The sequence below is a fragment of the Geobacillus uzenensis genome (assembly GCF_002217665.1).
Classification (GTDB): domain Bacteria; phylum Bacillota; class Bacilli; order Bacillales; family Anoxybacillaceae; genus Geobacillus; species Geobacillus subterraneus.
Map to the genome: position 1 here is coordinate 48,721 of NZ_NEWL01000007.1, position 24,597 is coordinate 73,317.

The window sequence follows — 24,597 nt, forward strand, 5'->3', positions numbered from 1 at the left end:
TCACCCGCTCGCCCGTATCTCCTGCCTCATAAACAGCAGATAGGCGGCCGCAAAACAAATAAGGGTGGCGGCGACAAGGGCGGTTGCCTGCGGCCAAATGAGCAGCAAGCTTTGCGAAAATGGAAGCGGCCCCGCAATGGCGCCAGCCGTTTGTTCCACTGTAACGATGCCCAACGTCCGGACATCCGGTGAAAGCAGCGCTGCCGTTGATTCGCTGAACAGGTAGCCCGGAGACAGACGCATCAACCCGAGCACCAATTCTTGCCGGCCGACGGCCTGCTCAACGGATGTGATCGAACTAGATTGCAAAAACGATTTGGCAAACATTTCAACAATCATCGAGTAAAACAAATGGAAAAACAGCCACACGGCGAGCGACGATCACGCGGATGTCGCCGCTTGGCGGAAGACGACGGAAAACAAAATGCCAACATTCAGCCAAAAGGCGATATACACAAGGCATAGCAACAAAAAGCAGACCATGCGGGCAAACTCTTCGAAAGTAGGCGGAATCCCCAAGATCAAAATGCCTAATGCCGTCACAAGCAAGCCGAGGGAAAGAAACAACACCGCATTCAACAACAACGCGGCGACAAACTTGCCGTTGATCACATAGTCGCGCGGAATCGGCTGCGCCATGAGCCGGCTCAGCGTCCCGCGATTCCGCTCCGAATTGATGGCGTCAAATCCGAGCGCGATGCCAAGCAGCGGTCCGAGAAAACTAACGAAGGTGATAAACGAAGGCAATGTTCCGTCAGAGACGGTGAACAGTTTTAAAAACAAATACGAACCTTTGGCGATTTCTTTCGCCTCTTCCGAGGAATCGAGCGCCTCGCGAATCGTTGTCATGGCGGTGTAAAGCGAGCCGAAACACGTCAATAAAATGATGGCCACCAAAATAATAATGCGCCAGCTTGTCAAGTAATCAGCCAGTTCCTTCTTCACCATCGCCCCAAAGGCGCTCACCGTCCCGCCCGTTTCCTTTGTTTCCCTAGCTGCTTTGCCTTCCACCCGTTCCGTCCATCGTCTTGCCCCTTGCCAAATGTCTTTTGCCCATTGTTGGGCCTTACTTGCCTTCACGTGCCTCCCTCCCCTCAAAGTAGCGGTGGTAAATTTCATCAAGCCCGAAATCACGGCGGCTGAGATGGAACAGAGAGGCATTCGACTCGACGATCGTTCGGCTGATATGAGCGCTCACGTCAGTCTGACAATAGACGTCCACCCCATTTCCCGTTCGCTCCACCTTGTTGACGCCCGGAATCGCCTCGATTTTGGCCCGTAAGGAGGCGTCAAGCGGTGAAGCGGCCACATGGATGACATAGGCATCCTGCAAAAACAGCTGTTGCGCGAGACATTCCATATTCCCTTCGGCCAGCAATTTCCCATCAACGAACAAGCCAACCCGGTCGCAAATTTGTTGCACATGATGCAATTGGTGCGAGGACAGCAATACCGTAATGCCTTCATGGCGGCTCAAATCGTGGATCAGCCGCAGCAACTCACGCACCCCCTCTGGATCGATGCCTAGCGTCGGCTCATCCAAAATGATCACTTCCGGGCGCTTGATCAACACATCGGCCAAACCGAGCCGCTGCCTCATCCCCCGCGAGTATTTTCCCGCTTTTTTATGGGCTGCATCAGTCAAATTCACCTTCTCGAGCAGCTCCCATGCCCGCTTTTCCGCCTCAGTGCGAGGGATGCCGTTTAACGCCGCCGTATACAGCAAGTTCTCCAAGCCTGTCATGTGATGGTAAAACCCGACATCATCCGGCAAGTATCCGACTTTCCGTTTGACGTCAATCGGATTTCGCACCGGGTCGATGCCGCATACGCTCACCGAACCGGACGTCGGCTCGGTGAGCCCAAGCATCATCAAAATCGTCGTCGTCTTTCCCGCCCCATTCGGGCCGAGAAGCCCGAAAATCTCCCCTTTGCGAATGGAGAGGGACAAACGGTCAACCGCCCGGTAGTCCCCGTACCTTTTCGAAAGGTTGTTCAGCTCGATGACAGTAGGTGCCTCCATGCTTACCTCCTCCCGTATTTTTTCACTAAATAGTAGAGCCCTCCTGCCACTGCGACAATGATCAGCACCGCTACGACGCCCCAAAGCGTCGATGTTTTGACGGAAACCCGAAACACAGCCTCCGCCGACGCTTCCGCGGTTTGCGCTCGGAAGTTAACGACATAATCCCCGGCGATGGCCTCATCCGATGCTTTGATCTTCGCCTTGATTGTCTTCGAATCGCCCGGATTCAGTTGAGCGATCGTGCTTTGGTCAAATTCAACTTCCCAATCAGGCGGAGTGTCGGCCGTCATATTGACATCTAGAAGCGGGGCGCTTCCGGTGTTTTTGACGACAAGATCGACTACCTTTTCATTTCCAGCCGTCACATCCGTGCTCAAGTTTCCTGATGGCGTCGTCAGTTTCAGCTCATACGTGCCGGTGATGACCGCCTCTAATGTCAGCTCGGCCGATGTATCGCTCGTTTGCGCCTTGATCGAAATTTTGTACATGCCCGCTTTCACCTGTTCCGGCGGTTTCACCTCTACGGTGATGTCTTTGGACTCATTCGGCTCGAGCTTGACCGATGTAATCGAATCGCCGCCTGACTTGAAGGAAACTTGCCAGCCTTTTTTCGCCGCCGAACTTAGCGCGTAATTTTGCGTTTTGGCCGTTCGGTTTTTCAGCGTGACATCATACGTGAAGCTCGAATCGGCATGCCCTTCAAGGTTCGTTTGATCTGACGTCAGTTCGGTCTTAAACGAACCTTGTTCCGTCACGCGGACAAGCAACGGCAATTTAGAGACACCGCTCCCCCCTTTCGCGACAAGTGAAAAACGGTAGTCCCCTTTGTCAACATCAAGAGGCACCGTCACCTCCACATTGATCTCTTCCTCTTTTCCATCTCTCACAGACAGCTGCTCAATGTTTCTCCCTCCGGCGACGACCGATGTCGACCATCCTTTCGGCAAGTGATCAAAGGAAAACGTGAGGTTTTCAATCGTTGAACTGTTGTTAATGACATTCACCGTATAACTGATCGTCTCCCCCGGCGTCACGGAAAGCCCGGTGTACGGCGTAAAGAGAACAACACCGCTCGCCGCCGATGTCGGGAGGATCGGAAGAAAAAGGGAAAAGAGCGTCAACACCATGACAAAAACCATCGCTGCTCGTTTTTGCACCATGTTTCACTCCTCTCCTTGTTTTTCATTCCGTATACGCCGGAGAAAGCCAAATGGATTTGTTTTGCGCCAAAAAGATGAAAGGAGAGCTATTGACGATCCGCCATGGGGCATCGCGCATTTTGATCACCGGCGAGGACGTCAAACGGTTCAAACAAGTTAAAGCGAGCCTCGAACCAAAAGGGGGAAGCGTGACACCGACCGGGCCGGAAACGTTTATTGTCGATCTCAAACACGAATAGACGCCAAAGCCCCCCCTTTTGCCACAGGCCAGCGGCCCGTGTCGCTCGCTCATTCATCCATCCGCCGCCGCAAAAAAAAAAAAAAAAAAGCCCCCGCTGCGTCCGGGGGCGGCAAGCCAAGCCGGGGACAGCCGCCCCCGTTGGCCTAGCGGCGGTTTGCTTCTTTGTTTCGCAGCGCCTTCGGAATATAGATGCAGTACGGTTCGCTTTCCAAATAGTCGCCCGTTACGGCGTAAGCGCGTGAACGCGAGCCGCCGCACACGTGGCGAAATTCGCAGACGCCGCATTTTCCTTTGTATTTGTCCGGATTGCGCAAGTCTTGGAAAATCGGCGAATGCCGGTAAATGTCCGCCAGCGGCGTTTCCCGGACGTTCCCGGCTTTGACCGGCAACAATCCGCTCGGGTAGACGTCGCCAATATGGGAAATAAAGACGAAGCCGTTGCCGTCATTCACCCCTCTCGGCGCGCGGCCAAGCCCGTCGACTTGCCCAGTTAATCCTTTATTCAAGACATCTTCGTAGTGAATGCCGTTGTTCGCCGTTTTTCCTTCGCGCATTTTCGCCTGCAGCACAACGCGGCGGTAATGCTGGCCGGCCGTCGTTTTAATGTCAAACGGAACACGTTTGCTCGTTTCATACAGCCAGCGGAACACCCGCTCATGCTCGACGGGGGAAATCATATCCGATTCTTTTCCTCTTCCGGTCGGGACGAGGAAAAAGACGCTCCAAAGAACGCATTTCAGCTTCTCAACCAATTCCACCATTTCATCAAGCACATGAACGTTGTACCGCGAAATGACGGTGTTGATTTGCACGGGAATGTCGAGCTCATGCAAGTATTGAATCGCACGGATCGTCAAAGCAAACGAGCCGCTCGTGCCGCGGAAATGGTCGTGAATCTCGGCGTTCGGTCCGTCAAGGCTGAACGCCCAGCGCGCCAAGCCGACTTCTTTCGCCTTGCGGATCGCCTCTTTCGTCACGTTGGGCGTCGCGCTTGGCGTCATTGACACGCGCAACCCTTTATCGATCGCATATTTCGCCAAATCGTACACATCCGGCCGCATGAGCGGATCACCGCCGGTAAAAACGAGCATCGGCTGATCCATATCGTAAATCTCGTCAATGAGCTTTTTCCCTTCCTCAAACGTCAACTCGCGCGGGTCGCGGTGATATTGCGCCTCGGCACGGCAATGAAGGCATTTTAATTGACACGCCCTGGTTAATTCCCAAATCACAATAAACGGATTTTCATTGAAATCGCGCATACCATTCCCTCCTTGGCCTCCATTGTACCGCAATGGCTGGACGCGTTATGTGATATCCATCACATTCACAGCGGCGCCACAACCGACGGCGATCGTGCCACGAGCGGAGATGACAGCCGTCTGAACAAGCGGTATAATATAATGTAGATGAGACGATGCCAGATACCACGCCAAAGGCATTTTGTTCAAATCGCTCAGTGCATTGTACCAAAACCAAGCCCTCGATGTGTACGGACTTCACGGACTCCCGCGAATCAAAGCGCTGCTGCCGAACGAATTTCCGTCTGTACGGGCAGATGACAAACGCGCCGACACCGTGTTTCTTCTCGAAGACGATTCCATTTTGCTTCTTGAGTACGAAAGCAACGAACGATTCATTGACAACCATTTGAAGTATCTTCAATAATGAACCTCTCCCACCTACACTTCGCTTAGAGGTGGGAGTTTCTTACTACTCGATCGAAGAAGCTTCAACGCAGAAGAAGGTGGTCTTCTTCGGCTCGATAGGAGGATCGGAAGTCTTCCCGACCGATTCGGTAAACAACATCGGTAGGTCACCGATGGGGCGGTCCCACCCGTCTACTACTTCTTGCTTACGCAATCCGTAGATACGTGAGCGTCGTTGGCACATCCCAAGGAACGATCTCTTGGTAGAGCGCCTTGCTCAAAATGTTGCGGGCGCCATGAATGTCCCGATGTTCTTGATACCCGCAAGAACAAGCAAAGATTCGCCGGGAACCTTTTTGTCTTTTTTGGCAGACAGGACATGTCTGACTTGTATACGACTCATCAATTTCTTTCAAACGAATACCTTGTTGGGCTAATTTATCGGCGAGATATTGCTTGACTTTCCCAAAAGACCAGTTGGAGAGTTTTTGTGCTTGTTTCCGGTGGACTTTCTTTTTCTTTCTCGTGTATCGCTCGACTCCTTCGACATTTCCGATGTACACATCCGACACGGATTGCGCAAGGCACCAATCGACGAATGGCTTGGTCGTTTTATGAAGCGCATCCCGCAGTTGACGTTCCGATTTGGATAAGAGGTATCGTTTGGCTCGTTCGTATTTCTTCCAGCGGCGGGAGCCTTTTTGGCATTTCGCTTGCCGCCGTTGAATTTCGGCGAGTTTCTTGTTTCGGAACCGATGGAGCGAGCGCACCTTTCTCCCTGTAATCAAGAGCGCTTGACCGCTTTCGCAAAAGGCGCCGATCGTATGAATTTCACCGAGATCCTAGAGGGGCGGTGATTTAGTACAAAATAGTGCTATTCCATCTGTTTCTCAGTTAGAAAAACCTGGCGAAATCAGCCTTCTTTTTTGGCGAGATGCCGCTGATTTGCTCGTGGCAGCCGTTTTTCACCGGCCTTCTAGAACAGGAAAAAGAGAAGGCGGTCAAAGAAGCCGAAAAACAAAAAGCCATCGAAATCGCGAAAAACTTTCTTGACGTCCTGCCGATTCACGAAGTCGCGAAACGAACGGGGCTAACTGTCGCCGAAGTGGCAGAATTGGCGAAAGCAATGGACCAAAATCAACCTCCAGTCCAATAACGCAAAAGATCCGAGGTCGTTCGGTTCTTTTTTTTCGCACTGTTGCCGTTTCATCATTGACCTTTCATTGACAACGGAACGTTATTGGACAGGTGAAATCATTTTTACCTTGCACATCATGAGCGTCTTTCTGTATCAAGCACATTTGGTTGTGAAGAGCCGGGTGGTCAAGGACCGCTCTTCCGATCAGCAAAAGATGGATCCTCTCATCTTACCGATACTCTTCCTCCGTATTGACATTGCGCCATACGGTTTCATCCGCGGCAAGCGGTTGGGCGTCAACATAGCGGACGCGGGCGCCGTCAAGAAGCGAAACCATCCGTCGTTCGCCGGCATCGAGCAGCTTGGCGATCATCGGGCGAAGCCTCCGGTGGTACAGGGCGACCAATGGCTCCGGGCGGCCGTCATGGAGCGGGACGACGGCGTCAAAGGACGGATCGGCATAGGCGGCGAGCCGTTCCGTTACGTCCTTGTTCATATACGGCATGTCGCACGGCAGGATGAACACCCAATCGGATCGGCTCTGTTCCATGGCAGTGTAAATGCCGGCAAGCGGCCCAGAACCGCGGTAACGCTCCGCATCGAGCAGCACCGGGATGTCCGTTCGCCGACGAAACTCGCCGACAAGCGCCGGATGGCTGATGAGATACAACTCATCGGCGATCGGAGCCAGCGCGGCGACAGACCAGGCGAAAAACGGCGCGCCTTGATGCAACGCGAACGCCTTTGGCCGCCCGAACCGGCGCGACTGGCCGCCGGCCAGCACCACTCCGGCAATCGTTTGTTTCATCACGATCCCCCTTCCGGACCTCGTCTGTTCCTACCGTACCATACGAACCGGCGAAAAAAAAGATTTCCGCCTGCCGACGGAAATCCTAGATGAGTTATTTTTTGCCGATGGCCACCCGCCAGACGTCCGGCCCTTCCTCTAAGTACTCCCACGTAAACTGATCCGGACGCTCCATCATAAATTGGTATTGCAACGGACGCGGGTCATGGTCGTTGACAAGCTCCATCACTTCCCCCGGCTTTAGGCTGTCAAACAGCCGGAAAATCGCGGGATGGCGATCGCGCGGCGGATAATCCGGAGCATGGATTTTTGCAGCAAATTGGCTCATAACGTTGGCCTCCTTTGTAGTATAATGAATTATATACTTATCATAGCCGCTTTCACCTAGGACGGTAGTGACGAGCATCACAGTCGGCTGGTGAACATTTTCAATTCCCGTGAAAGGAGAAATGGCGGTTGGAAGAGCTTGTTGGCTTTTGTGCGCAATGCGGCAAGCCAATCCATTGTTTGCATGGGTTTTTAAACGGCGTCATCAGCGAAGGAAAGGAGACGTTGTACTGTTTTCCCTGCCATGAAAAGCAAAAGGAGAAAGAACACGCCAAGCCCGATCAATGTCGCAAGTAGTTGAAAACGTTCACAAATGAAAGGCACAGCGGCATTCCGCTGTGCCTATTTGTTATTCTTCTTCCGCCAAATTCGCCACCGGCAGCTCTTCCCCTTCGCCGTGCGTTGGCTTGCGCAAATGGAACAGCACTTTGATGGCAAAGACAAGCAACGCGACGACGCCGATCAAAAAGATCGTATCCGGAACAAAGCGGACAAGCAGCAAGGTCTGGACGATATCTTGTTGTAAGAACGAAGGCGAACGCGATGCCCAATAACCATTGACAAACGCTTCCTTAATTTGCAAAATCCCGACCGGAAGCAGCGTGATGGCGATCATGCCGGCCAATCCAATGTTTAACATCCAGCATGAGAACTTCAACCATTTGTCATTCCACGCCTCTGGTTTGACAATGTTGCGCAGCGAGTAAAGGAGCACGGCGATCGCAAACATGCCATACACGCCCATCATCGCTCCGTGGCCGTGAGCCGGCGTTAAGAATTGACCGTGTTCAAAGTAGTTGACCGCCGGCAAGTTGATCAGAAAGCCGAGCACCCCTGCACCGACCAAGTTCCAGATCGCTGTGGAAATCAAGAACCAGAATGTAGCTTTATACGGGAAGTTGACTCCGCCGTCGCGCATCATTTTATATTGTTCGTACGCTTCTAAAATAAGGAGCGTAAGCGGAATGACTTCAAGCGCCGAGAACACCGCGCCAAGAGCGATCCATACTTCCGGCGAACCGTTGTAATAATAGTGGTGGCCGATGCCGATGACACCGCTGCCCAATAAAAGCGTGAATTGGAAGTATAGCGCTCTGACCGTCGACTTTTTCGTCACCAATCTCATTTGTACGAGCAAGAACCCGATGACGACAACGGCGAACACTTCGAAAATGCCTTCTACCCACAAGTGGATGATCCACCAGCGCCAGAAGTCAGCCATCGTAAAGTTCGTGTCCGGCTGGATAAAGAACGCGAAGATGTAAAAGAACGGAACGGCAATGGCTGAGTAAAACAGCAAGTGGATGAGCCCGCCTTTGTCGCTTTCCCGCTTCAGCCCGCGCTTGACGCCGCGGAAGACGATGAACAGCCAAAGGAGCATGCCGACCACCAAAATGATTTGCCAAATACGGCCGAGCTCAATGTATTCCCAACCTTGATGGCCAAACAGGAACCATTCGTTTCCTAAATAGCCGTTGACGCCAAGCCATTGGCCGATCATGCTGCCGGCGACAAGGACAACAAGCGCCCAGAAGAGCAAATCAACAAGCAACCCTTGCTTTTTCGGTTCTTGCCCGCCGACAAGCGGAGCGATAAAAATCCCCATGCCGAGCCATGCGGTCGCAATCCAGAAAATCGCCAGCTGCAAATGATACCCTTTGGCAATGTTAAACGGTAATATGTCGTAGATCCATTTGATGCCAAAAAAGCTGTCTGGTTCCGTATAGTAGTGGGCAAGCAATGCCCCGAACATCGTTTGGACGAAAAAGAGCGCCGATACGACGACGAAATATTTGCCCGCTTTCACCTGCGACGGAGTCAGCGGCTGCCGCCGCAAATCGATGACCGGAAACTTCCCTGCGGCATACGCTTCTTGCATGCTTAATTGGTAACGATAGAACACATACAAAATGATCCCGACAAACAAAATCAAAACCGTGACGCTGACGCCGCTCCACCATACCGCAGAAAACGACATCGTATTGCCGGCGTCCTCATAGTACGGCCAGTTGTTCGTATACGTAATCTCGTCGCCAATTCTTAGCGTGCTCGACAACCAGGCGGTCCAGAAGAAAAAGTCGGCAATTTGCTGGATTTGATCCCCATTCGCAACCCAAGCGCGATCCGCTTTTGGCATGTCGCTTTCGTTGATCAATCCTTTTTTCAATCCCCAGCCGTCACCATTGGTGAAAACGTCGCGGTAATAGTCACGCACTTTTTCCAACCCGTAGACTTGCGCATCTGTTAGGACAAGCACATCGGTTACCGGGTTGTAACGGTTTTTCCGCATCTCTTTCATCACTTGTTCACGGATGATCGACTTCTCATCGTCCGTTAAATCGGCAAACGGTTTGTTATACCGCTCTTTCGCTTTGTAATCTTGCATGCCTTCCGTGTACACTTTCAGCGCTTCCGCCGTATAGTCCGGCCCCATATACGATCCATGGCCAAGCACCGTGCCATAATCCATCAATCCGTATTTTTGGAAGACAGCTTGCCCGCCGACGATCGTTTCTTTCGTCATCAACACTTGGCCGCTTTCACTGCGCACTTCTTTCGGCCTTGGCGCCATTTCTTTGAAAATCCAATACCCGCCGACGAGCAGGACGGTAAAGCTAATTAAAATAGTGAAAATGAGAATCGATTTAAGAAAACTGTTGGTCGTTTGCCGCCCAGGCCGGATGTTGGGACGGACCGTTCGGTTCACTTCCATGTGAGGCAACCTCCTTCTCGTTTGTTCGACCCCATTGTAGCGCGCTGATCGTTTGGCGGTTTGTGAGCCGAGACAAATGTCAACTATGATTTATATCACAGCTTCAACGTGTGAGAATTTATACAATGAAGGCAGAAAGGGCCAAACGGCGCGGATTTTCGAAAACCGTCGCCGTCTGTTCCAACAAACAGCTGTCACATATTTGTCACATTTCCTCAGCTGTCACATGTTTGTCACCTTGTTAAAGGAGAGAACGCCATGGCGAACCATTGGATGAAAGACCGCTTAAAAGCTGTTCCGTTGTTTCGTGAACTGTCCGATTACGAGCTTGATTCGCTGGTTGCCATTTCCCACGTGCGCGTTTACAAGCCGCGGACGTTTGTCTTTATGCAAGGCGACCCGCTCGAGCGAGTCTATTTCATTCATTCCGGCACGGTAAAAATTTATAAAACGGACTTCAGCGGGAAAGAACAAATCGTTTCGATTTTGCAGACGGGAGAAATGTTTCCGCATGCCGGCTTTTTCTTAAAAGGCACCTATCCGGCCCACGCCGAAGTGGTCGAGGAAGCGACATTGATCGCCATTCCGATCCATGATTTCGAACAAGTGCTGATGGCCAGCCCTGAGCTGTGCATGAAACTGTTTCGCGTCATGGGCGAAAAAATCGTTGACTTGCAAAATCGGCTCGAAGCGCAAGTGCTCCATAATACGTACGAACAAATCGTGCTGCTTTTGCTGCGGCTGACGCGGACGAATGCCGTCAAACAAGGGAAATGGCACCGTCTCACCGCCCATGTGACAAACCGTGAGCTGGCCAATATGATCGGCACCGCCCGCGAAACGGTCAGCCGGACGTTGAGCCAGCTGAAACGGAAAGGGCTGATTGACGTCGACGAACACGGCTTTTATTTGATTGACCGCGAAGGGCTCGAACAAGAAATCTTTTTCTAACTCCTTTTTCCCCATCGTCCGGCACCGGTCGGGATGCGCAATGGAGCTGATGGGGTTTCCTTTCAAACATTTCGGCAAGCCCATCTTTCTGGAACATGCTATTCCGCCCTTTCAAACGAAAACGAAACCTTTTTTCCAAAGTGGAATATGTCATGTTTCGGCCGAAAGATGTGAGCTATATCACAACATTCCACAGTGAAAATGATTATCATGATAGTCAAAAAGGAGGGAAAGCGCATGGGTGTGACGATTGAACTCGATGTACGCGAAGATTTGCGGCAAAAGCGGGAACCGTTTGAAAAAATTATGAACGCCATCAAGCCGCTGCAGCCGGGCGATACGTTCATTTTACACGCCCCGTTCAAGCCGCTGCCGTTGTTTCCGATTATGAAAGCGAAAGGATTTACGTACGAGGCCGAACAAATCGAGAAAAAACATTGGAGAGTAACGTTTGTCAAACAGGGGGGATGACCGATGATCCTCGATAACCGCGGACTCGAGCCGCCGCAGCCGATGATGCGGACGCTCGCTGCCCTCGCTAAGCTGAACCCTGGGGAGACGCTGACGATCATTAACGATCGCCGACCGATGTTTTTGTACGAACAGCTTGACGAGCTTGGCTACCGGCACGAGACGGTCGCACGTGAAGACGGCAGTTTTGAAATCCGCATTACGAAAGGATGAGCAACGTGTTTCCTACTCGCACGGGGACGGAAACAGACGTCCGTCTTCCGTTCTCGTTTATCATGTTCGCCGTGTTGGCGTTCGCCGCGTCGCAGCTTATGTTGCTTGGAGCGATTCCCTCACTTAGCAGCGGCGCGTTCCGGCTGCCGTTCGTGTGGGCGGCGGCCCACCTGGCGTTGCTTGGCTTTGCATTGATGACGGCCATGGGGGCGATGTACCAGCTCGTTCCGGTCGCCTTTTTGACACCGATTTGGAGCGAGCGGCTCGGTTTTTGGCAGTTTGCCGTGACCGCCGTCGGCATTGTCGCATTTGCCGTAAGTCTAGCGGCGGCGCCAAACCGGGCGTTTCTCCCCGGCTTGCTTCTGCTTTTTGGCATCATCCTATTCGTCTGGCAAATGGCGATGACGTTAAGAAAACAAGAAACGAAAACCGTCATGACGCTGTTTGTCGCCACATCGCTGTTGTTTTTATTGCTGACGGCAGCTGCCGGGGGGCTCTTGGCGTTTCACTTTTTCGCCGCCAAAGGCGCTAACAACCATGAAGTGGTGTTCGGCTTGCATGTGCTGTTTGGGCTGTGCGGCTGGTTCACACTGCTCATCATAGGCTTTTCGTACAAAATGGTGCCGATGTTCTCGCTCGCCCACGGCTTTTCGCTGCGGCCGGCGCGTTACGTCTATGCGCTGTACATCAGCGGGATTGCTGTGGCGTTCGCCAGCTTATTCTTGCGAAGCCACGCATGGCTTGCAGCCGGTGCAGCCTTGCTCATGGGCGGATTCGCCGTTTTCGCCTGGCATATCCGCGCCATTTTGCAAAAGCGGATGAAAAAAACGCTTGACCGCCCGTTCCAATTTTCCTTGGCGGCGGTGGCCATCGGCCTTGCGCTGCACGTTGCCGCCTTTGCCGCCATCGTTGTCGGCAGTGGACGGTGGCTTGGCATCATTGTTTATCTATTCATTGTTGGCTGGATTCTGTTTAGCATCATCGGCTATTTGTTTAAAATCGTGCCGTTTTTATGGTGGACGCACCGCTACAGCGAAAAAGTCGGCCAACAACACGTGCCGACGTTAAAGCAAATGATGAACGAGCGGGCCGTCGCCGTTCAATGCCGCCTATGGCTCGCCGCCCTGACGCTGGCGGCGGTCTCCCTTGCGACCGCGAGCGTGCCGCTGTTGGCCGTCGCTCAAACACTGCTGGCTGGATTAAGCATCGCCTTTGCCGGCACGATGTTAGCAGTTTTCCGAAAATAAGCGAATGAGGAGGAAAAAAACGATGGATGTCCGCGAACTTGCCCTGCAACAGCTGAAAACAGTCATAGATCCGGAGCTTGGCATTAACGTTGTCGATTTAGGATTGATTTATGACTTAAAAATCGAGGATGGGCATATCAATGTCCTGATGACGCTCACGACCCCGGGCTGCCCGCTTCACGACTCGATCGCCGGCGGCGTCAAACGGGTGCTTGAACAAATCGACGGCGTCCGCGACGTGCGCGTCCAAGTGACATGGAATCCGCCATGGACGCCGGAGCGGATGAGCGAAGACGCGCTCCGGCAGCTTGGGCATTTTTCCTGAAACGGGCCGCTGTTCATCCCCTTTTCGCCGTCCGCCCGCGTTGGGCGGACGGTTGTTTCATTGTCCTGCAACTGCTGAACACTCCCCACCCTTTATTTTTGTATCATATAGAAAAAACAAGAACCATCGCTTGGCTATTTAAAGGAAAAACGAATCGAGGCCGCGAATCATATACCAAGAGGTGAGAGCGATGTTTGCTAAAATCGACGAGCTGAAACAACGGTTGGATGCGTTGCGCCCTTTGCCTCCAGGGTTGGTGAAAAACTTGCGGGAATCATTTCGGATCGAATGGACGTACCATTCGAACGCCATCGAAGGCAATACGTTAACCTTGCTGGAAACAAAGCTAGTCATAGAAGAAGGGATTACCATTGGCGGGAAACGGCTTAAGGAACATTTGGAAGCTATTAACCATGCGGAGGCGATTGACTTTATTGAAGAGTTAGTCGCAAACAAAGAACATTTGACTGAGCACGTGTTGAAACAGGTCCATTATTTAGTCTTAAAGAGCATTGACAATGAAAATGCCGGGAAATATCGAACATACAATGTGCGCATTTCCGGCAGCTCGTACACCCCCCCTCACTTTTTGCATATACAAGATGAAATGAATCAATTGTTTTCTTGGTATGAAACGAATCAATATGCTCTTCATCCAATCGAACTGGCGGCTCGTTTCCATTTTCAGCTCGTATCCATTCATCCATTTGCTGACGGAAATGGACGAACTGCCCGCTTAATGATGAATTTCATTTTAATGCAGCATGGCTATCCGCCCGCTATTGTGAAAGCAAACCCAGAACAGCGCCGGAAGTATTACGAAACGCTGGAAAAAGCGAGCGTCGAGGGTGAGGTTACTCCGTTCATTCAACTGATCGCCGCATGTGTCGAAGAAAGCTTGCGCCACTATTTGTACGCGTTAGGGATGGAAGACGAATGAAACAGTACAAGAAAAAGACACGGAAGTGGACATGATTCCGTGTCTTTCTTGCTCCAATTCTAAGGTTGGCATTTGATCGGCTATTCAAGCAACACGTTCCACAACCACGCCATCAAAGGAACGATGACAAAAAAAGCGAAGGCGATGTATCCGACATATCGAATCCACCGGGGAAATCCTCGCCAATCGAGGGCTTCCCGCTTCATCGCCCCTCCCGCAGCGATCCGATCCAACTCTTCGGTCGGCGAAAACACCCGGTCGTCCACCCGTTGAACCTCTTCTATCCGTTGCGTTTCATGCCTCTCTTCTTCTCGAGATCCCTTCATGACGCCCCCTCTTCCCTATGATTTTCCTAAACAGAACAAAACATCTAACAACCGCCATCCCAAACATCCAACCGAATCCGCTTTGCTGTTTTCCTCTGCATTATACCGTCTCTCGTTGTCAGAAAGCACCACTATTTTCCACGAAGGAGGACAAATCCCCCAGAGGGGCGGAAAACGGTCCGTTCCCCGTTGCCCGGAGCCCCCGTTCATTCCTTCACCCGCAGCAGGCGCATGCTGTTGAATGTCACGAGCAGCGTCGCGCCCATATCGGCGAACACCGCGAGCCAAAGGGTGAGCCAGCCCGGGACGGCGGCCACGAGTGCCAGCACTTTAAGCCCTAAGGCGACGGCGATGTTTTGCCGGATGACGGCAAGCGTTCGGCGCCCAAGGTGGACGGTGTACGGCAGCTGGCGCAAATCGTCGGCCATGAGCACAACATCGGCTGTTTCCAAGGCGGCATCCGTCCCCGCCCCGCCCATCGCCACACCAATATCGGCCGCGGCCAAGGCAGGGGCGTCATTCACCCCGTCGCCGACCATGGCGGTCATGCCGCAACGTTCTTTCAGCTCGCGGATCGCCGCCAGCTTCTGTTCCGGAAGGAGCTCGGCGCGAATATCGGATACGCCCGCTTGACGGCCGATGGCCTGTGCGGTTTGCTCGTGGTCGCCCGTCACCATCACCACTTCCGCCACCCCAAGGCGCCGCAGCGCGGCAACCGTTTCCGGGGCGGACAGCCGCAGTTGATCGGCCGCGGCGACAAGCCCCAACAGCCGATCGGCCGTGCCGACGGCCATCACGGTTTTTCCTTCGTCCCGAAAGGCAGAGATTTGCTTTTCCGCTTCATCGGGCAACTTCCCGATCCAACTGGTAAACAAAGCGGGGCTGCCGATATAGTACGTGTTCCCCGCAATCACCGCCTTCACTCCTTGGCCGGTGAGCGATTGAAACTCCTCGACGGCCACATCAAGAAACGGTGCTCCCTCTTCTTCCGCCCGGCGGACGATAGCCGAAGCCAAAGGGTGCTGCGACCGTTTTTCGATGGCGGCGGCGATGGCCAACAGCTGCTCACGTGTTCCTTCATACACGACGACATCGGTCACGGCTGGTTTCCCTTTCGTCAACGTCCCGGTTTTGTCAAAAGCAACGGCACGCAGCCGGCCGATTTGTTCGAGATGCACGCCGCCTTTGATGAGCACGCCGCGCCGAGCCGCGTTTCCGATGGCCGTCACAATCGCCACCGGGGTGGAGATGACGAGCGCGCACGGGCAGCCGATGACAAGAACGGCAAGACCGCGGTAAATCCAATCAAGCCACTCCCCGCCCATCACGAGCGGCGGAACGATGGCGATCAGAAGCGCGGTCACGATAATAAACGGCGTATAATAGCGAGCAAACCGGTCGACGAACGCTTGCGACGGCGCCCGCTCCGCTTGCGCCTCTTCTACAAGATCAATCATTTTCGCCAATGTCGTTTCATCCGCCCGCTTTGTCACTTCAACTTCGAGGAATCCTTCTCCATTCAGCGTCCCGGCAAACACTGCATCCCCCACTGCTTTTTCCACCGGCAGACTTTCGCCGGTGATCGCCGCTTCATTCACTGTGGAGGCGCCGCTTATGACAATGCCGTCCAAAGCGATTTTTCCACCCGGCTTGACGATCATGACATCCCCGACGCGAACGTCTTCGACCGGAACGGTCACCTCCTCCGCACCGCGCCGAATCGTCGCTGCAGCGGGCGCCATCTCCATCAACGAGGCGATCGACCGCCGTGCTCGATCCATCGAGTAGCTCTCGAGCGCTTCGCTGATGGCAAATAAAATGACAACGACTGCTCCCTCTTGCCATTCGCCGATCGCCGCCGCACCGAGAATAGCGATCGTCATTAATGTTTTCATATCAAACTGCCAGCGGGCCAGATTCCGGAGCCCCGTCCAGAACAGGGAGTAGCCGCCGATCACGATCGCCGCCAAATACATCGCAATCGCCAGCATCCCCTTGTCTGCCGCATCCGCCGCAACGCCAAACAGAAGCAGTGCCACAGAGGCGAAGACATTTCGATTTTCTTTTCGCTTCCAAAACGGCTCTCGCTGAACCGTGCGCTCGCGTTCTTCACGAATTTTCAGGCGTTCAAACGCTCCCGCTTGTTCAAGCTCATCAATCGTCGCCTCGCCCCAAACGGTGAGCTTGGCGGCGCCGAAATTCACTTTCGCCTCTTTCACGCCGGGCAAGGATTTCACGTTTTGCTCAAACTTAGCTGCGCAGTTTGTGCACGTCAGTCCTTGCACGCGGTATGTTTTGGCCTCGAGCCGATCTAATGTTTGTTCATTCCCCACGGCCGTCCCCCTCTTTCCGATGGGCGAGCGCGACAAGCAGCAGCTCGCGAATATGGTCGTCATCCAGCGAGTAAAAGGCCAGTTTCCCCTCTTTTCGATATTTCACAATTCCTTGCTTATACAAAATGCGCAAATGATGTGATGCCGTCGCCACTGTCGCCCCAATCACGTTTGCGAGGTCACAGACGCACAGCTCCTCTTCACCGCAAAGCGCATACACGATCTTCGCCCGGTTTTCATCGGCAAGCGCCTTAAAAAAAGGGACAATCTCGGCAATTGGTTCATCGCGAAGCCGCCGCTGAACCCGCTCGACCTTCTCGTCGTCATAACAGTAAACGTCGCACACATCATGACGGTGCATTCCTTCTCGCTCCTTGTCAATATTCAAATATTCGTTTGAATATAGAATAGCATATCTCCCCCTTATATTCAAATATTCATTTGAATAAAAAATGTGTTCAAACGAAAAATCCGCCTTTTTTGTTTTTAAAAGGCGGATTCCCTCTTGTGAAGCACGCTTTAGCTGACCACAAACATGTTCGTTTCCTCATTGCCGATTTTGCTTACACATGCTCGCGAAACCAGCGCACCGTCTCCAAAAACGCTTCACGCGTCACTTTATGGCCGGCGTGCGGGTCGGCGATGAATTGCAGCCGGTCTTCGTTTCCTTCATAAAGTGGTTTAATTTGCTTGTAAAACTCATATGTATAAGCATACGGGACGACTTGGTCGGCTTTCCCGTGCCAGATGAACAGCGGCCGGCCGTCGAGTTTTTCCGGCTGCTTGGATAAATCGTAGCGGGCGAGCTTTTCTTTTTCGAGCGCAAGCAGCGTCGGCGGCAGCGGAATGTCGATTTGGCGCCGCTTTCCTTCTTCAATCATCTCATCAAAAAAGGCGCTGTAGTTCGGGCAGCCCATGAGCGCCACCGCCGCCCTCACCCACGGATAGACGGCGAGCGCGCCGAACGTGACGATTCCGCCCATCGATGTCCCAGCGAGCCCAATCCGTTCTCGGTCAGCCAGCCCGCGGCTTACAAGGTCGTTTTTCATCTCCTCGATTTCGGTGATCGTGCGCACAACAATGTCCCAAAACGACAGCTGCAATTTCCGTTCGCTCAAGCCTTCGTCCCGTTCACCGTGAAACAGCGCGTCGGGAAGCACAGCGCGGTAGCCCGCCTCGGCGAGCAAGTAGCCGAAATGCAAATTATGTTCTTTGGCGCTCGTAAAGCCGTGGATAAAGAAAATCAGCGGCAGCCGTTCGTCCCGCTTTTCCGGCTTGACAACGTGAAGAACCGGCACGCCGGCCAACTGTTCCTGTTCAATGATCACCATGGTTGCACAAACCCCTTTTCTTTTTCCATCGCTGTATAGTTTACCATATGGACAGCGATTTTGGAAAAGAGTTACACTATGTAGTGTAAAGAATAACGAGGGCAAAGGAGTCGGACATGAAGCCGTATTTAATCGCGTTGGATTTGGATGGAACGTTGCTCAAAGGGGATAAAACGATTTCTCCATTTACCAAAGACGTCATCCGCCGCGCCATCGACACCGGCCATTTTGTTGTCATCGCCACCGGCCGCCCGTACCGGGCAAGCTCCATGTACTACGAAGAACTTGGCCTTGCAACGCCGATCGTCAATTTCAACGGCGCGTTTGTCCACCATCCGCGCCAGCCGTCGTGGGGCATGCACCATTACCCGCTGCCGCTTGCGATCGTCAAAGACATTGTTGAAATCAGCGAATCCTATGGAATCAAGAATATGATGGCCGAAGTGTTAGACGATGTCTATTTCCACCAACATGACGAGGTGTTGCTTGACATCGTCCGCCTTGGCAACCCGACCGTGGAAATCGGTGATTTGCGCCGCTCGCTCGGCAAAGATCCGACGAGCGTGCTCGTGTACACGGACGATGATCATATCGAGCGGATTCAATCACACTTAGCGAATGTGTACGCCAACGTCATCCACCAACGGCGCTGGAGCGAACCGTGGCATGTCATTGAAATCATCCGCCATGGCGTCCATAAGGCTGCAGGCTTAAAACAAGTCGCCGACTATTTCGGCATCCCAAGGGAGCGCGTCATTGCTTTTGGCGATGAAGACAACGACCTCGAGATGATCGACTGGGCCGGTCTCGGTGTTGCGATGGGCAACGCCATCGAACCGTTGAAAACCATTGCCGACGATGTGGCAAAAACCAATGAAGAAGACGGCGTCGGTGCATATTTGCAGGATTTGCTTCGTTTGTAGTTTCCATCGCGGCGGCTTCCGAGCCGCCTTTTTTGACGCCGTCCATTAAGGTGGATGAAAAAGCGCGTTTCTCCAAAATGTTCATGAACATAAAAAAGAACTGTTTCGATGCTGCTCCGTTGGCGAACGCTTTGCTGGAGCGTTTTCCGCGTTCCATCACCAGCCTTATCTGCTTCCTACAATCTAAACGCTGGCTGATGCTTCTCTTTTCGCCTTGCTCCAACCGCCTTGCCGCTTTGTAGAGCGACTTGTGTTGTAACGAATTTCCTTACTACTGTTCCCCCCGTGTGGTTACACTATACGTGACGCAACGCGCGTCTTCATATTTTAAAGGGGGAATCCGTCATGGGCAAACGAAACAAATCGAAGCGTTTCGTCCAACAAAGCGTCGATGCGGTTGAACGGCATGACAAGCGAATCCCTTATCATTTAACGTACGCCGAGGCGGAAGCGCGCAAAGCGGAAAAAGCGATGGAAACGTCGCTTGGAGGAGCGTAGCGATGGGCAACCGCCTGTTCCAAGAGGCGCGCAAAGCGGTCGCGCAGGCCAAACAAGCGGCTAACGGCGAAATCGACATGAACGTCGACCGCGCCATTGCCATCGCCAAAAACGCCTTGTCATCTGCCTATGCGCATTCCAACACGGCGGAAAAAGCGCAGTTGCGTCAATTTCAAGCTGAGCTTGACGAGCTCACCCACTAAACGGCTGCGGGCTTCCCGCAGCTGTTTCTTTCGCCCGCTCGAGATTTTCCATTGTATTCCGTCCGAAAAACCGCTACACTAAGAGAAGATAATGAATCGCTGTTCACCGGCCAAAATCGTCCGTTCATTCGATGCGGCTATACTATATTCATTTTTGTTCACAAAAAGGGGGACGAACCATGCCCATTCAAATCATCACCGACAGCGGAGCCGATTTGCCGCAATCGTACATCCGCGAGCATCAAATCGCCTTTTTGCCGCTTGTCGTTCATTGGAACGGCCAAGATTACGAAGACGGCATCACGATCGAGCCGAAGCAAGTATATGACGCCATGCGCCAAGGGCATACGGTGAAAACGGCACAGCCAAGCCCACTGGCGATGAAGGAGCTGTTTTTGCCGTATGCCAAAGAAAACCGGCCATGCCTTTACATTGCCTTTTCATCGAAATTATCCGGTACATACCAAACGGCGATGGCCGTCCGCAGCGAGCTGCTTGATGAATATCCGGAATTTCGCCTGACGATCATCGACTCGAAATGTGCCTCTCTTGGCCAAGGGCTCGCCGTCATGAAGGCAGTCGAGCTGGCGAAACAAAACACACCGTACAACTTGCTTTGTGAAACGATCGAGGCGTATTGCCGCCATATGGAACACATTTTCACCGTTGACAACTTGGATTACTTGGCGCGCGGCGGCCGCATCAGTAAAGCCGCCGCGGCGTTCGGCGGGCTGCTGAACATTAAACCGCTTCTCCATGTCGAAGACGGGGCGCTTATTCCGCTCGAAAAATGGCGCGGGCGAAAAAAAGTGTTAAAGCGCATGGTCGAGTTGATGGGCGAGCGCGGCGACGATCTGCAAAAGCAAACGATCGGCATCAGCCATGCCGATGACGAAGAAACCGCCTTGGAGCTGAAACAAATGATCGAAGAAACGCACGGCTGCACGCGCTTTTTCCTCTCCGACATCGGCAGCGCCATCGGCGCACACGCCGGACCGGGGACGATTGCCCTCTTTTTTCTGAACAAATATATTGAGATCTGACGCCTTTCCCGCCGGACGAAACACGGGCGCCTGCACAACACAGGCGCCTGTCCTCATCACCGAAGTTGATCAAGAAGGTTGTAGTAGTAGTACGTTTTGGACCGCATCCGGCCATCCGAGAAAATGAGTTGCTGTTCCTCAAACCGATTCAAATAGCGCCGAACCGTTGCTTCCGGCAAACCGGTCAACTCCGCCATCATGTTCGCGGTAAAAATCGGGTGCTGGAACATGACATTGACAACGGTTCGAATATTATGGCTGTTCACAAGCGCACTTGCCTTTTCCAAATCTTCTTCATACAAATCGTTTACTTTTTGAATCAATCGAACATTTTGTTTCGCTTGTAAATGGACGCATTGCAAGAAAAACTGAATCCATTGCGTCCAGTCGCCTTTGTAGCGGGTATCATTCAAATAGCGGTAATACTTGTGCTTATCCCGTTCAAGCACATCGCTGACAAAAAAGTTCGGGTAATCGATGACACCCTTACTATACAAATAGAGTGGAATCAAAATTCTTCCAATCCGACCGTTTCCGTCAAGAAACGGATGAATCGTTTCGAACTGCGCATGAATTATGGCTACTCTCACTAATTCATCATAATCATCGTTCGGTTCATGAATGTATTTCTCTAAATTTGACATATACTCATTGACAAGATGCGGCTCCGGAGGAATGTAAGCGGCTGTTTCAATCGTGCATCCTTCCGGACCGAGGAAATTTTGCACCCTTCGGAATTCCCCTGGCGACCGATGGGATCCGCGTACATCGTTTGACAACAAAATTCGATGCAACTGCTTAAACAACCGAGTCGAAATGGGGATCTCTTTCAGCGCATCCATCCCTGCCACTAATGCTTCATAATAGTTTAATGCTTCTCGCACATCGCTGTTCGCTTTTCTGCTTTGTGCTTCAGTCTCCATCACTTCATCCAATGTCACTTGTGTCCCTTCAATTTTCGTCGACTGCACCGCCTCCTTCAGCATGATCGGCCTGAGCAGAAATCGCGGATGTAGCTTTGAATGCCGCAGCATCGTTTGATACTCCACCATCGCCTTATTCGCTTCGATCAATTCGCGAAGAAAACGCATTTGATTCACGACATCTTCGCTAAGAGGAAGCTTGAAGGGGACAAACGGTTTTCGTTTCATTTTTCATTCCCCTTTACGAACATTTTAGATAAAAAATGATCGTTAAACACCTATATCTACCCTATTACAAACATTTATCTCTATTTTTGTACTTAATTATACTCTGAAGCGAACCATTTGTTAAGAAAAATTCTCAATTTATCTTTCCACAAACTACCTTCCCCTATTTCCATATAGTTCATTTCCATTTACCGCATACTAATGATGGACGATCAAAACAAGGGAGGGCTACCGATGCCAAACACGAGCGACAACGACAAAAAAGCGCGCGACAACCAAGCGAAGCGCCATGAGAAAAACATGATGCGCGAGAAAAACCGCGAAGCCGGGAAGTTCGCGTATTCGAAGAAGACGGATCATTTGTGAGCAAAATGACAAAAAAGGCGGCCGAAACACCGCCTTTTTCACATTGTTCCCCTGCATCAAGTCCCGCTTTCAGCATGGTGCTACATGCCGGCCTCTTCCGGATAAAGGACGAAACTAACCTTCTTGCCCCTTTGATCATTGTTGTCTTTCCTCCCACCTTTTTCTATAATGAAAGTACATCACACGCCCGGGAGGTCACGTATGTCAAAAGAAAGTTCGTTCGATATCGTATCCAAAGTCGATTTGTCGGAAGTGGCGAACGCGATTAACATCGCCATGAAAGAAATCAAAACACGCTACGACTTCAAAGGAAGCAAAAGCGACATTTCGCTCGAGAAAGACGAGCTCGTTCTCATCTCCGACGACGAGTTTAAGCTTGAGCAGCTGAAAGATGTGCTCATCGGCAAGCTCATTAAGCGCGGGGTGGCGACGAAAAACATCCAATACGGCAAAATCGAGCCGGCATCAGGCGGCACGGTGCGCCAGCGCGCCAAGCTTGTCCAAGGGATCGACAAAGAAAACGCGAAAAAAATCACCACGATCATCAAAAACACCGGCTTGAAAGTGAAAAGCCAAGTGCAAGATGACCAAATTCGCGTCAGCGGCAAAAGCAAAGACGACTTGCAAAAGGTGATCGCCGCCATTCGCGAAGCCGATTTGCCGATTGACGTGCAGTTTGTGAATTATCGATAAGCGGATGAGGCAAGCCTCCATCCGCTTTTTGTTTTACAAGCAGAACGATAGAAAATTTGAAGGAGAAGCCAGCTGGCAAGCTCCCTATAATTCTTATAGCAAGAAAAAAACAGCTCATTTTTTGGGAAAAGCGAGCGCATGATATCAGGGACTGAATTGACACTCCGCACACCTAAAGGCGTGGGATTCTTGGGTCGTTTGCGTCCTCATCCATTTCTGGTTCGGACAACGCCCAAGTTCAGGGGTGTGTCATCACCCCATCCCATCGGGTTAGGATGTACCCCCATGGGCGGCGCACCTGTGACCAGTGCGCTAGGCGCTCAAGCCCGAAATCGCTTTGGCGATGTTGATCGCGCCATTCAAGTCGGCGTGGAGGGTGTATCCGCATTTTTTACACTGAAAGTGGATGCCATTGCGATTTCCCTTTTCCCGATGTCCACATTTACACGTTTGGCTCGTGTAGGTTGGATTCACCCACTCAACACGAATGCCCGCCATTTCCGCCTTGTAGGCAATCATCGTTTGCAGTTGGTGGAACGCCCAAGCATGGAGGCTTCGCCCCGCTTCTTTGGCCGATTTTGCCCGCTTGCGAATCCCCGTCAACGCTTCCATCCGAATCACGCCAACACCGTTGGCGAGCGCAAAATTCACGATTTGACGGCTGATTTTGTGATTTTGATCCTTCATCCAGCGGGACTCTTTACGGCCGATTTTGCGAATCATATGGAGCTTCTTGGCTTTTCCTAATCTCCTTCGCAAAGCCGCATATCGTCGGCGTACAAAGGCGCATTGGTTCCCTTTGAAAAACCACGATTTCGTTCCCACGCTGGCCACAGCGATATAGCGAAGCCCAACGTCAACGCCCATCACCTTTGTTTCGTGCCGCGGCTTCACGTCAAAGGTGATCGCGATCGCCAAGTACCATTTCTTTCTCTTTTTGTAGAGCTTGGCGGCCCCTTGTTTAGCGGTTCCATCGAGCAGCCGATTCAGCCATGCTTCTTGATAGGGGCGCGTGACGACCGGCACGCCAATTCGCTTCTCCAGTGTGGGGAAGGAAACCGTGTAGAACGCTCCTTTCTTTTCCACCTTCACGTTTTGATTGTTAAAGCAACACCATAATGTTCGAAACTTCTTTGTTTTCTGGTTTTTCTTTTGGGACTTCACTTCTCGAATCGTCTGATTCACGACAGCGGAAGGAAACCGCTGCGACGAAAACGCTTTAAAAATTTTGCTCGTCGCTTGATTCAGCTCGGGATGATCCAACAGCCAATTCGCAAACGCGGTATTCACTTCTGTCATCCGTTCATACATGTCCTGTTTGACTTTCGTTGGGTTGTGCAGTTCCAGCCTTAGTGTGATCGTCGGCATGGATTCACCTCCTTGCGACGATTACATGATACCGTTTTTTTCATCATCATTCAATATAAGAAAACGGCTCGCTTTCATCCCACCCCTAAAGGAGTGGGCTTTCTCGCTCGCAGGTCTGTAAGCAGGCGGCCTCTACATGCTAACCACCGCCCA

26 protein-coding genes and 3 pseudogenes are annotated in these 24,597 nt (G+C 52.2%); 15 read left to right on the forward strand and 14 right to left on the reverse strand.

From position 1 onward, the window contains the following. The 3 genes and pseudogenes from B9L21_RS12060 to B9L21_RS12070 all read right to left on the reverse strand — a co-directional run bounded on the left by B9L21_RS12060 (nt 1) and on the right by B9L21_RS12070 (nt 3,186). Nucleotides 1–1,080, reverse strand: a pseudogene (locus B9L21_RS12060) (ABC transporter permease). Beyond that, nucleotides 1,067–2,023 (reverse strand): ABC transporter ATP-binding protein, encoded by a 957-nt coding sequence (locus B9L21_RS12065; RefSeq protein ID WP_063166578.1) that lies wholly within the window; start codon nt 2,021–2,023, stop codon nt 1,067–1,069. The pseudogene B9L21_RS12060 and the gene B9L21_RS12065 overlap by 14 nt, the downstream one beginning before the upstream one ends. 2 nt (nt 2,024–2,025) lie before the next feature. Beyond that, nucleotides 2,026–3,186, reverse strand: coding sequence for an NEW3 domain-containing protein (locus B9L21_RS12070; protein ID WP_225995663.1), 1,161 nt, complete (start codon nt 3,184–3,186; stop codon nt 2,026–2,028). Nucleotides 3,187–3,236: 50 nt separating this feature from the next. On the opposite strand from B9L21_RS12070, the gene B9L21_RS12075 reads away from it, so the two are divergent. Then, nucleotides 3,237–3,425, forward strand: a complete 189-nt coding sequence (locus B9L21_RS12075) for an anti-sigma factor (protein WP_063166579.1) — start codon at nt 3,237–3,239, stop codon at nt 3,423–3,425. A 145-nt stretch (nt 3,426–3,570) separates the two neighbouring features. On the opposite strand, the gene B9L21_RS12080 is transcribed toward B9L21_RS12075, so the two are convergent. Next, nucleotides 3,571–4,689, reverse strand: coding sequence for a TIGR04053 family radical SAM/SPASM domain-containing protein (locus tag B9L21_RS12080; protein ID WP_063166580.1), 1,119 nt, complete (start codon nt 4,687–4,689; stop codon nt 3,571–3,573). A 178-nt stretch (nt 4,690–4,867) separates the two neighbouring features. Between B9L21_RS12080 and B9L21_RS12085 the strand changes: the two are divergent. Beyond that, a pseudogene (locus tag B9L21_RS12085) lies at nt 4,868–5,089 on the forward strand (transcriptional regulator); the annotation flags it as partial. Nucleotides 5,090–5,282: 193 nt separating this feature from the next. Here B9L21_RS12085 and B9L21_RS12090 read toward each other — a convergent pair. After that, complete coding sequence (locus tag B9L21_RS12090) at nt 5,283–5,906, reverse strand: RNA-guided endonuclease InsQ/TnpB family protein (protein ID WP_301336376.1); 624 nt, start codon at nt 5,904–5,906, stop codon at nt 5,283–5,285. A 152-nt stretch (nt 5,907–6,058) separates the two neighbouring features. Here B9L21_RS12090 and B9L21_RS12095 point away from each other — a divergent pair. Continuing rightward, a pseudogene (locus B9L21_RS12095) lies at nt 6,059–6,232 on the forward strand (transcriptional regulator); the annotation flags it as partial. A 211-nt stretch (nt 6,233–6,443) separates the two neighbouring features. On the opposite strand, the gene B9L21_RS12100 reads toward B9L21_RS12095, so the two are convergent. The 3 genes from B9L21_RS12100 to B9L21_RS12110 all read right to left on the reverse strand — a co-directional run bounded on the left by B9L21_RS12100 (nt 6,444) and on the right by B9L21_RS12110 (nt 10,062). Then, nucleotides 6,444–7,022, reverse strand: coding sequence for a molybdenum cofactor guanylyltransferase (locus tag B9L21_RS12100; RefSeq protein WP_063166583.1), 579 nt, complete (start codon nt 7,020–7,022; stop codon nt 6,444–6,446). Nucleotides 7,023–7,116: 94 nt separating this feature from the next. Continuing rightward, the gene (locus B9L21_RS12105; protein WP_063166584.1) at nt 7,117–7,350 is read right to left on the reverse strand and encodes a DUF2249 domain-containing protein; all 234 of its coding nucleotides are present in this window, start codon (nt 7,348–7,350) and stop codon (nt 7,117–7,119) included. A gap of 348 nt (nt 7,351–7,698) precedes the next feature. Further along, nucleotides 7,699–10,062, reverse strand: a complete 2,364-nt coding sequence (locus B9L21_RS12110; protein WP_063166585.1) for a nitric-oxide reductase large subunit — start codon at nt 10,060–10,062, stop codon at nt 7,699–7,701. A gap of 258 nt (nt 10,063–10,320) precedes the next feature. Here B9L21_RS12110 and B9L21_RS12115 point away from each other — a divergent pair, with 258 nt between their 5' ends. The 6 genes from B9L21_RS12115 to B9L21_RS12140 all read left to right on the forward strand — a co-directional run bounded on the left by B9L21_RS12115 (nt 10,321) and on the right by B9L21_RS12140 (nt 14,209). Beyond that, the gene (locus B9L21_RS12115; protein WP_063166586.1) at nt 10,321–11,013 is read left to right on the forward strand and encodes a Crp/Fnr family transcriptional regulator; all 693 of its coding nucleotides are present in this window, start codon (nt 10,321–10,323) and stop codon (nt 11,011–11,013) included. A 237-nt stretch (nt 11,014–11,250) separates the two neighbouring features. Then, complete coding sequence (locus B9L21_RS12120; protein WP_014195085.1) at nt 11,251–11,484, forward strand: DUF2249 domain-containing protein; 234 nt, start codon at nt 11,251–11,253, stop codon at nt 11,482–11,484. 3 nt (nt 11,485–11,487) lie between these two features. Beyond that, a complete protein-coding gene (locus tag B9L21_RS12125) occupies nt 11,488–11,697 on the forward strand; it encodes a DUF2249 domain-containing protein (protein ID WP_013146125.1) in 210 nt (69 codons plus the stop codon). Then, complete coding sequence (locus B9L21_RS12130) at nt 11,694–12,944, forward strand: hypothetical protein (protein ID WP_063166587.1); 1,251 nt, start codon at nt 11,694–11,696, stop codon at nt 12,942–12,944. Before B9L21_RS12125 ends, B9L21_RS12130 begins: the two co-directional genes overlap by 4 nt. 22 nt (nt 12,945–12,966) lie before the next feature. Beyond that, nucleotides 12,967–13,269: a metal-sulfur cluster assembly factor gene (locus B9L21_RS12135; RefSeq protein ID WP_063166588.1), complete on the forward strand. Its 303-nt coding sequence runs from the start codon at nt 12,967–12,969 to the stop codon at nt 13,267–13,269. A gap of 190 nt (nt 13,270–13,459) precedes the next feature. Continuing rightward, nucleotides 13,460–14,209 (forward strand): Fic family protein, encoded by a 750-nt coding sequence (locus B9L21_RS12140; RefSeq protein ID WP_063166589.1) that lies wholly within the window; start codon nt 13,460–13,462, stop codon nt 14,207–14,209. Nucleotides 14,210–14,289: 80 nt separating this feature from the next. On the opposite strand, the gene B9L21_RS12145 is transcribed toward B9L21_RS12140, so the two are convergent. The 4 genes from B9L21_RS12145 to B9L21_RS12160 form a co-directional block, all read right to left on the reverse strand. Continuing rightward, nucleotides 14,290–14,475: a hypothetical protein gene (locus B9L21_RS12145; protein WP_225995665.1), complete on the reverse strand. Its 186-nt coding sequence runs from the start codon at nt 14,473–14,475 to the stop codon at nt 14,290–14,292. 266 nt (nt 14,476–14,741) lie between these two features. Next, the gene (locus B9L21_RS12150; RefSeq protein WP_063166590.1) at nt 14,742–16,868 is read right to left on the reverse strand and encodes a heavy metal translocating P-type ATPase; all 2,127 of its coding nucleotides are present in this window, start codon (nt 16,866–16,868) and stop codon (nt 14,742–14,744) included. Continuing rightward, on the reverse strand, nt 16,858–17,229 hold the full coding sequence (locus tag B9L21_RS12155) for an ArsR/SmtB family transcription factor (RefSeq protein ID WP_033005425.1): 372 nt from the start codon (nt 17,227–17,229) through the stop codon (nt 16,858–16,860). The genes B9L21_RS12150 and B9L21_RS12155 overlap by 11 nt, the downstream gene beginning before the upstream one ends. Before the next feature lie 202 nt (nt 17,230–17,431). Beyond that, nucleotides 17,432–18,199 carry an alpha/beta fold hydrolase gene (locus B9L21_RS12160; protein ID WP_011230250.1) on the reverse strand — a complete coding sequence of 256 codons (768 nt, stop codon included), beginning with the start codon at nt 18,197–18,199 and terminating at the stop codon, nt 17,432–17,434. 116 nt (nt 18,200–18,315) lie between these two features. Between B9L21_RS12160 and B9L21_RS12165 the strand changes: the two genes are divergently transcribed. From B9L21_RS12165 to B9L21_RS12175, 4 genes are all read left to right on the forward strand, one after another. Beyond that, the gene (locus B9L21_RS12165; RefSeq protein ID WP_011230249.1) at nt 18,316–19,122 is read left to right on the forward strand and encodes a Cof-type HAD-IIB family hydrolase; all 807 of its coding nucleotides are present in this window, start codon (nt 18,316–18,318) and stop codon (nt 19,120–19,122) included. 345 nt (nt 19,123–19,467) lie between these two features. Further along, nucleotides 19,468–19,620, forward strand: a complete 153-nt coding sequence (locus B9L21_RS17720; protein WP_011230248.1) for a hypothetical protein — start codon at nt 19,468–19,470, stop codon at nt 19,618–19,620. A 2-nt stretch (nt 19,621–19,622) separates the two neighbouring features. Continuing rightward, the gene (locus tag B9L21_RS12170) at nt 19,623–19,823 is read left to right on the forward strand and encodes a DUF3813 domain-containing protein (protein ID WP_014195081.1); all 201 of its coding nucleotides are present in this window, start codon (nt 19,623–19,625) and stop codon (nt 19,821–19,823) included. Nucleotides 19,824–20,002: 179 nt separating this feature from the next. After that, entirely contained in the window at nt 20,003–20,866 is an 864-nt protein-coding gene (locus B9L21_RS12175; protein WP_020279201.1) for a DegV family protein, read from the forward strand. A gap of 56 nt (nt 20,867–20,922) precedes the next feature. On the opposite strand, the gene B9L21_RS12180 is transcribed toward B9L21_RS12175, so the two are convergent. Then, nucleotides 20,923–22,017: a Fic family protein gene (locus tag B9L21_RS12180; RefSeq protein WP_011230246.1), complete on the reverse strand. Its 1,095-nt coding sequence runs from the start codon at nt 22,015–22,017 to the stop codon at nt 20,923–20,925. A 234-nt stretch (nt 22,018–22,251) separates the two neighbouring features. Between B9L21_RS12180 and B9L21_RS12185 the strand changes: the two genes are divergently transcribed. Then, entirely contained in the window at nt 22,252–22,383 is a 132-nt protein-coding gene (locus B9L21_RS12185) for a DUF3941 domain-containing protein (RefSeq protein WP_008879040.1), read from the forward strand. 201 nt (nt 22,384–22,584) lie between these two features. Then, nucleotides 22,585–23,076 (forward strand): YajQ family cyclic di-GMP-binding protein, encoded by a 492-nt coding sequence (locus B9L21_RS12190; RefSeq protein ID WP_014195072.1) that lies wholly within the window; start codon nt 22,585–22,587, stop codon nt 23,074–23,076. Nucleotides 23,077–23,388: 312 nt separating this feature from the next. Here B9L21_RS12190 and B9L21_RS12195 read toward each other — a convergent pair whose 3' ends face one another. Then, nucleotides 23,389–24,444, reverse strand: a complete 1,056-nt coding sequence (locus B9L21_RS12195; RefSeq protein ID WP_063166591.1) for an RNA-guided endonuclease TnpB family protein — start codon at nt 24,442–24,444, stop codon at nt 23,389–23,391. Nucleotides 24,445–24,597 lie beyond the last annotated feature (153 nt).

Coding starts and splice junctions, on each gene's coding strand:
- B9L21_RS12065 (WP_063166578.1), bottom strand. CDS start 2,023: ATGGAGGCACCTACTGTCATCGAGCTGAACAACCTTTCGAAAAGGTAC.
- B9L21_RS12070 (WP_225995663.1), bottom strand. CDS start 3,186: ATGGTGCAAAAACGAGCAGCGATGGTTTTTGTCATGGTGTTGACGCTC.
- B9L21_RS12075 (WP_063166579.1), top strand. CDS start 3,237: ATGGATTTGTTTTGCGCCAAAAAGATGAAAGGAGAGCTATTGACGATC.
- B9L21_RS12080 (WP_063166580.1), bottom strand. CDS start 4,689: ATGCGCGATTTCAATGAAAATCCGTTTATTGTGATTTGGGAATTAACC.
- B9L21_RS12100 (WP_063166583.1), bottom strand. CDS start 7,022: ATGAAACAAACGATTGCCGGAGTGGTGCTGGCCGGCGGCCAGTCGCGC.
- B9L21_RS12105 (WP_063166584.1), bottom strand. CDS start 7,350: ATGAGCCAATTTGCTGCAAAAATCCATGCTCCGGATTATCCGCCGCGC.
- B9L21_RS12110 (WP_063166585.1), bottom strand. CDS start 10,062: ATGGAAGTGAACCGAACGGTCCGTCCCAACATCCGGCCTGGGCGGCAA.
- B9L21_RS12115 (WP_063166586.1), top strand. CDS start 10,321: ATGGCGAACCATTGGATGAAAGACCGCTTAAAAGCTGTTCCGTTGTTT.
- B9L21_RS12120 (WP_014195085.1), top strand. CDS start 11,251: ATGGGTGTGACGATTGAACTCGATGTACGCGAAGATTTGCGGCAAAAG.
- B9L21_RS12125 (WP_013146125.1), top strand. CDS start 11,488: ATGATCCTCGATAACCGCGGACTCGAGCCGCCGCAGCCGATGATGCGG.
- B9L21_RS12130 (WP_063166587.1), top strand. CDS start 11,694: ATGAGCAACGTGTTTCCTACTCGCACGGGGACGGAAACAGACGTCCGT.
- B9L21_RS12135 (WP_063166588.1), top strand. CDS start 12,967: ATGGATGTCCGCGAACTTGCCCTGCAACAGCTGAAAACAGTCATAGAT.
- B9L21_RS12140 (WP_063166589.1), top strand. CDS start 13,460: ATGTTTGCTAAAATCGACGAGCTGAAACAACGGTTGGATGCGTTGCGC.
- B9L21_RS12155 (WP_033005425.1), bottom strand. CDS start 17,229: ATGCACCGTCATGATGTGTGCGACGTTTACTGTTATGACGACGAGAAG.
- B9L21_RS12160 (WP_011230250.1), bottom strand. CDS start 18,199: ATGGTGATCATTGAACAGGAACAGTTGGCCGGCGTGCCGGTTCTTCAC.
- B9L21_RS12165 (WP_011230249.1), top strand. CDS start 18,316: ATGAAGCCGTATTTAATCGCGTTGGATTTGGATGGAACGTTGCTCAAA.
- B9L21_RS17720 (WP_011230248.1), top strand. CDS start 19,468: ATGGGCAAACGAAACAAATCGAAGCGTTTCGTCCAACAAAGCGTCGAT.
- B9L21_RS12170 (WP_014195081.1), top strand. CDS start 19,623: ATGGGCAACCGCCTGTTCCAAGAGGCGCGCAAAGCGGTCGCGCAGGCC.
- B9L21_RS12175 (WP_020279201.1), top strand. CDS start 20,003: ATGCCCATTCAAATCATCACCGACAGCGGAGCCGATTTGCCGCAATCG.
- B9L21_RS12180 (WP_011230246.1), bottom strand. CDS start 22,017: ATGAAACGAAAACCGTTTGTCCCCTTCAAGCTTCCTCTTAGCGAAGAT.
- B9L21_RS12185 (WP_008879040.1), top strand. CDS start 22,252: ATGCCAAACACGAGCGACAACGACAAAAAAGCGCGCGACAACCAAGCG.
- B9L21_RS12190 (WP_014195072.1), top strand. CDS start 22,585: ATGTCAAAAGAAAGTTCGTTCGATATCGTATCCAAAGTCGATTTGTCG.
- B9L21_RS12195 (WP_063166591.1), bottom strand. CDS start 24,444: ATGCCGACGATCACACTAAGGCTGGAACTGCACAACCCAACGAAAGTC.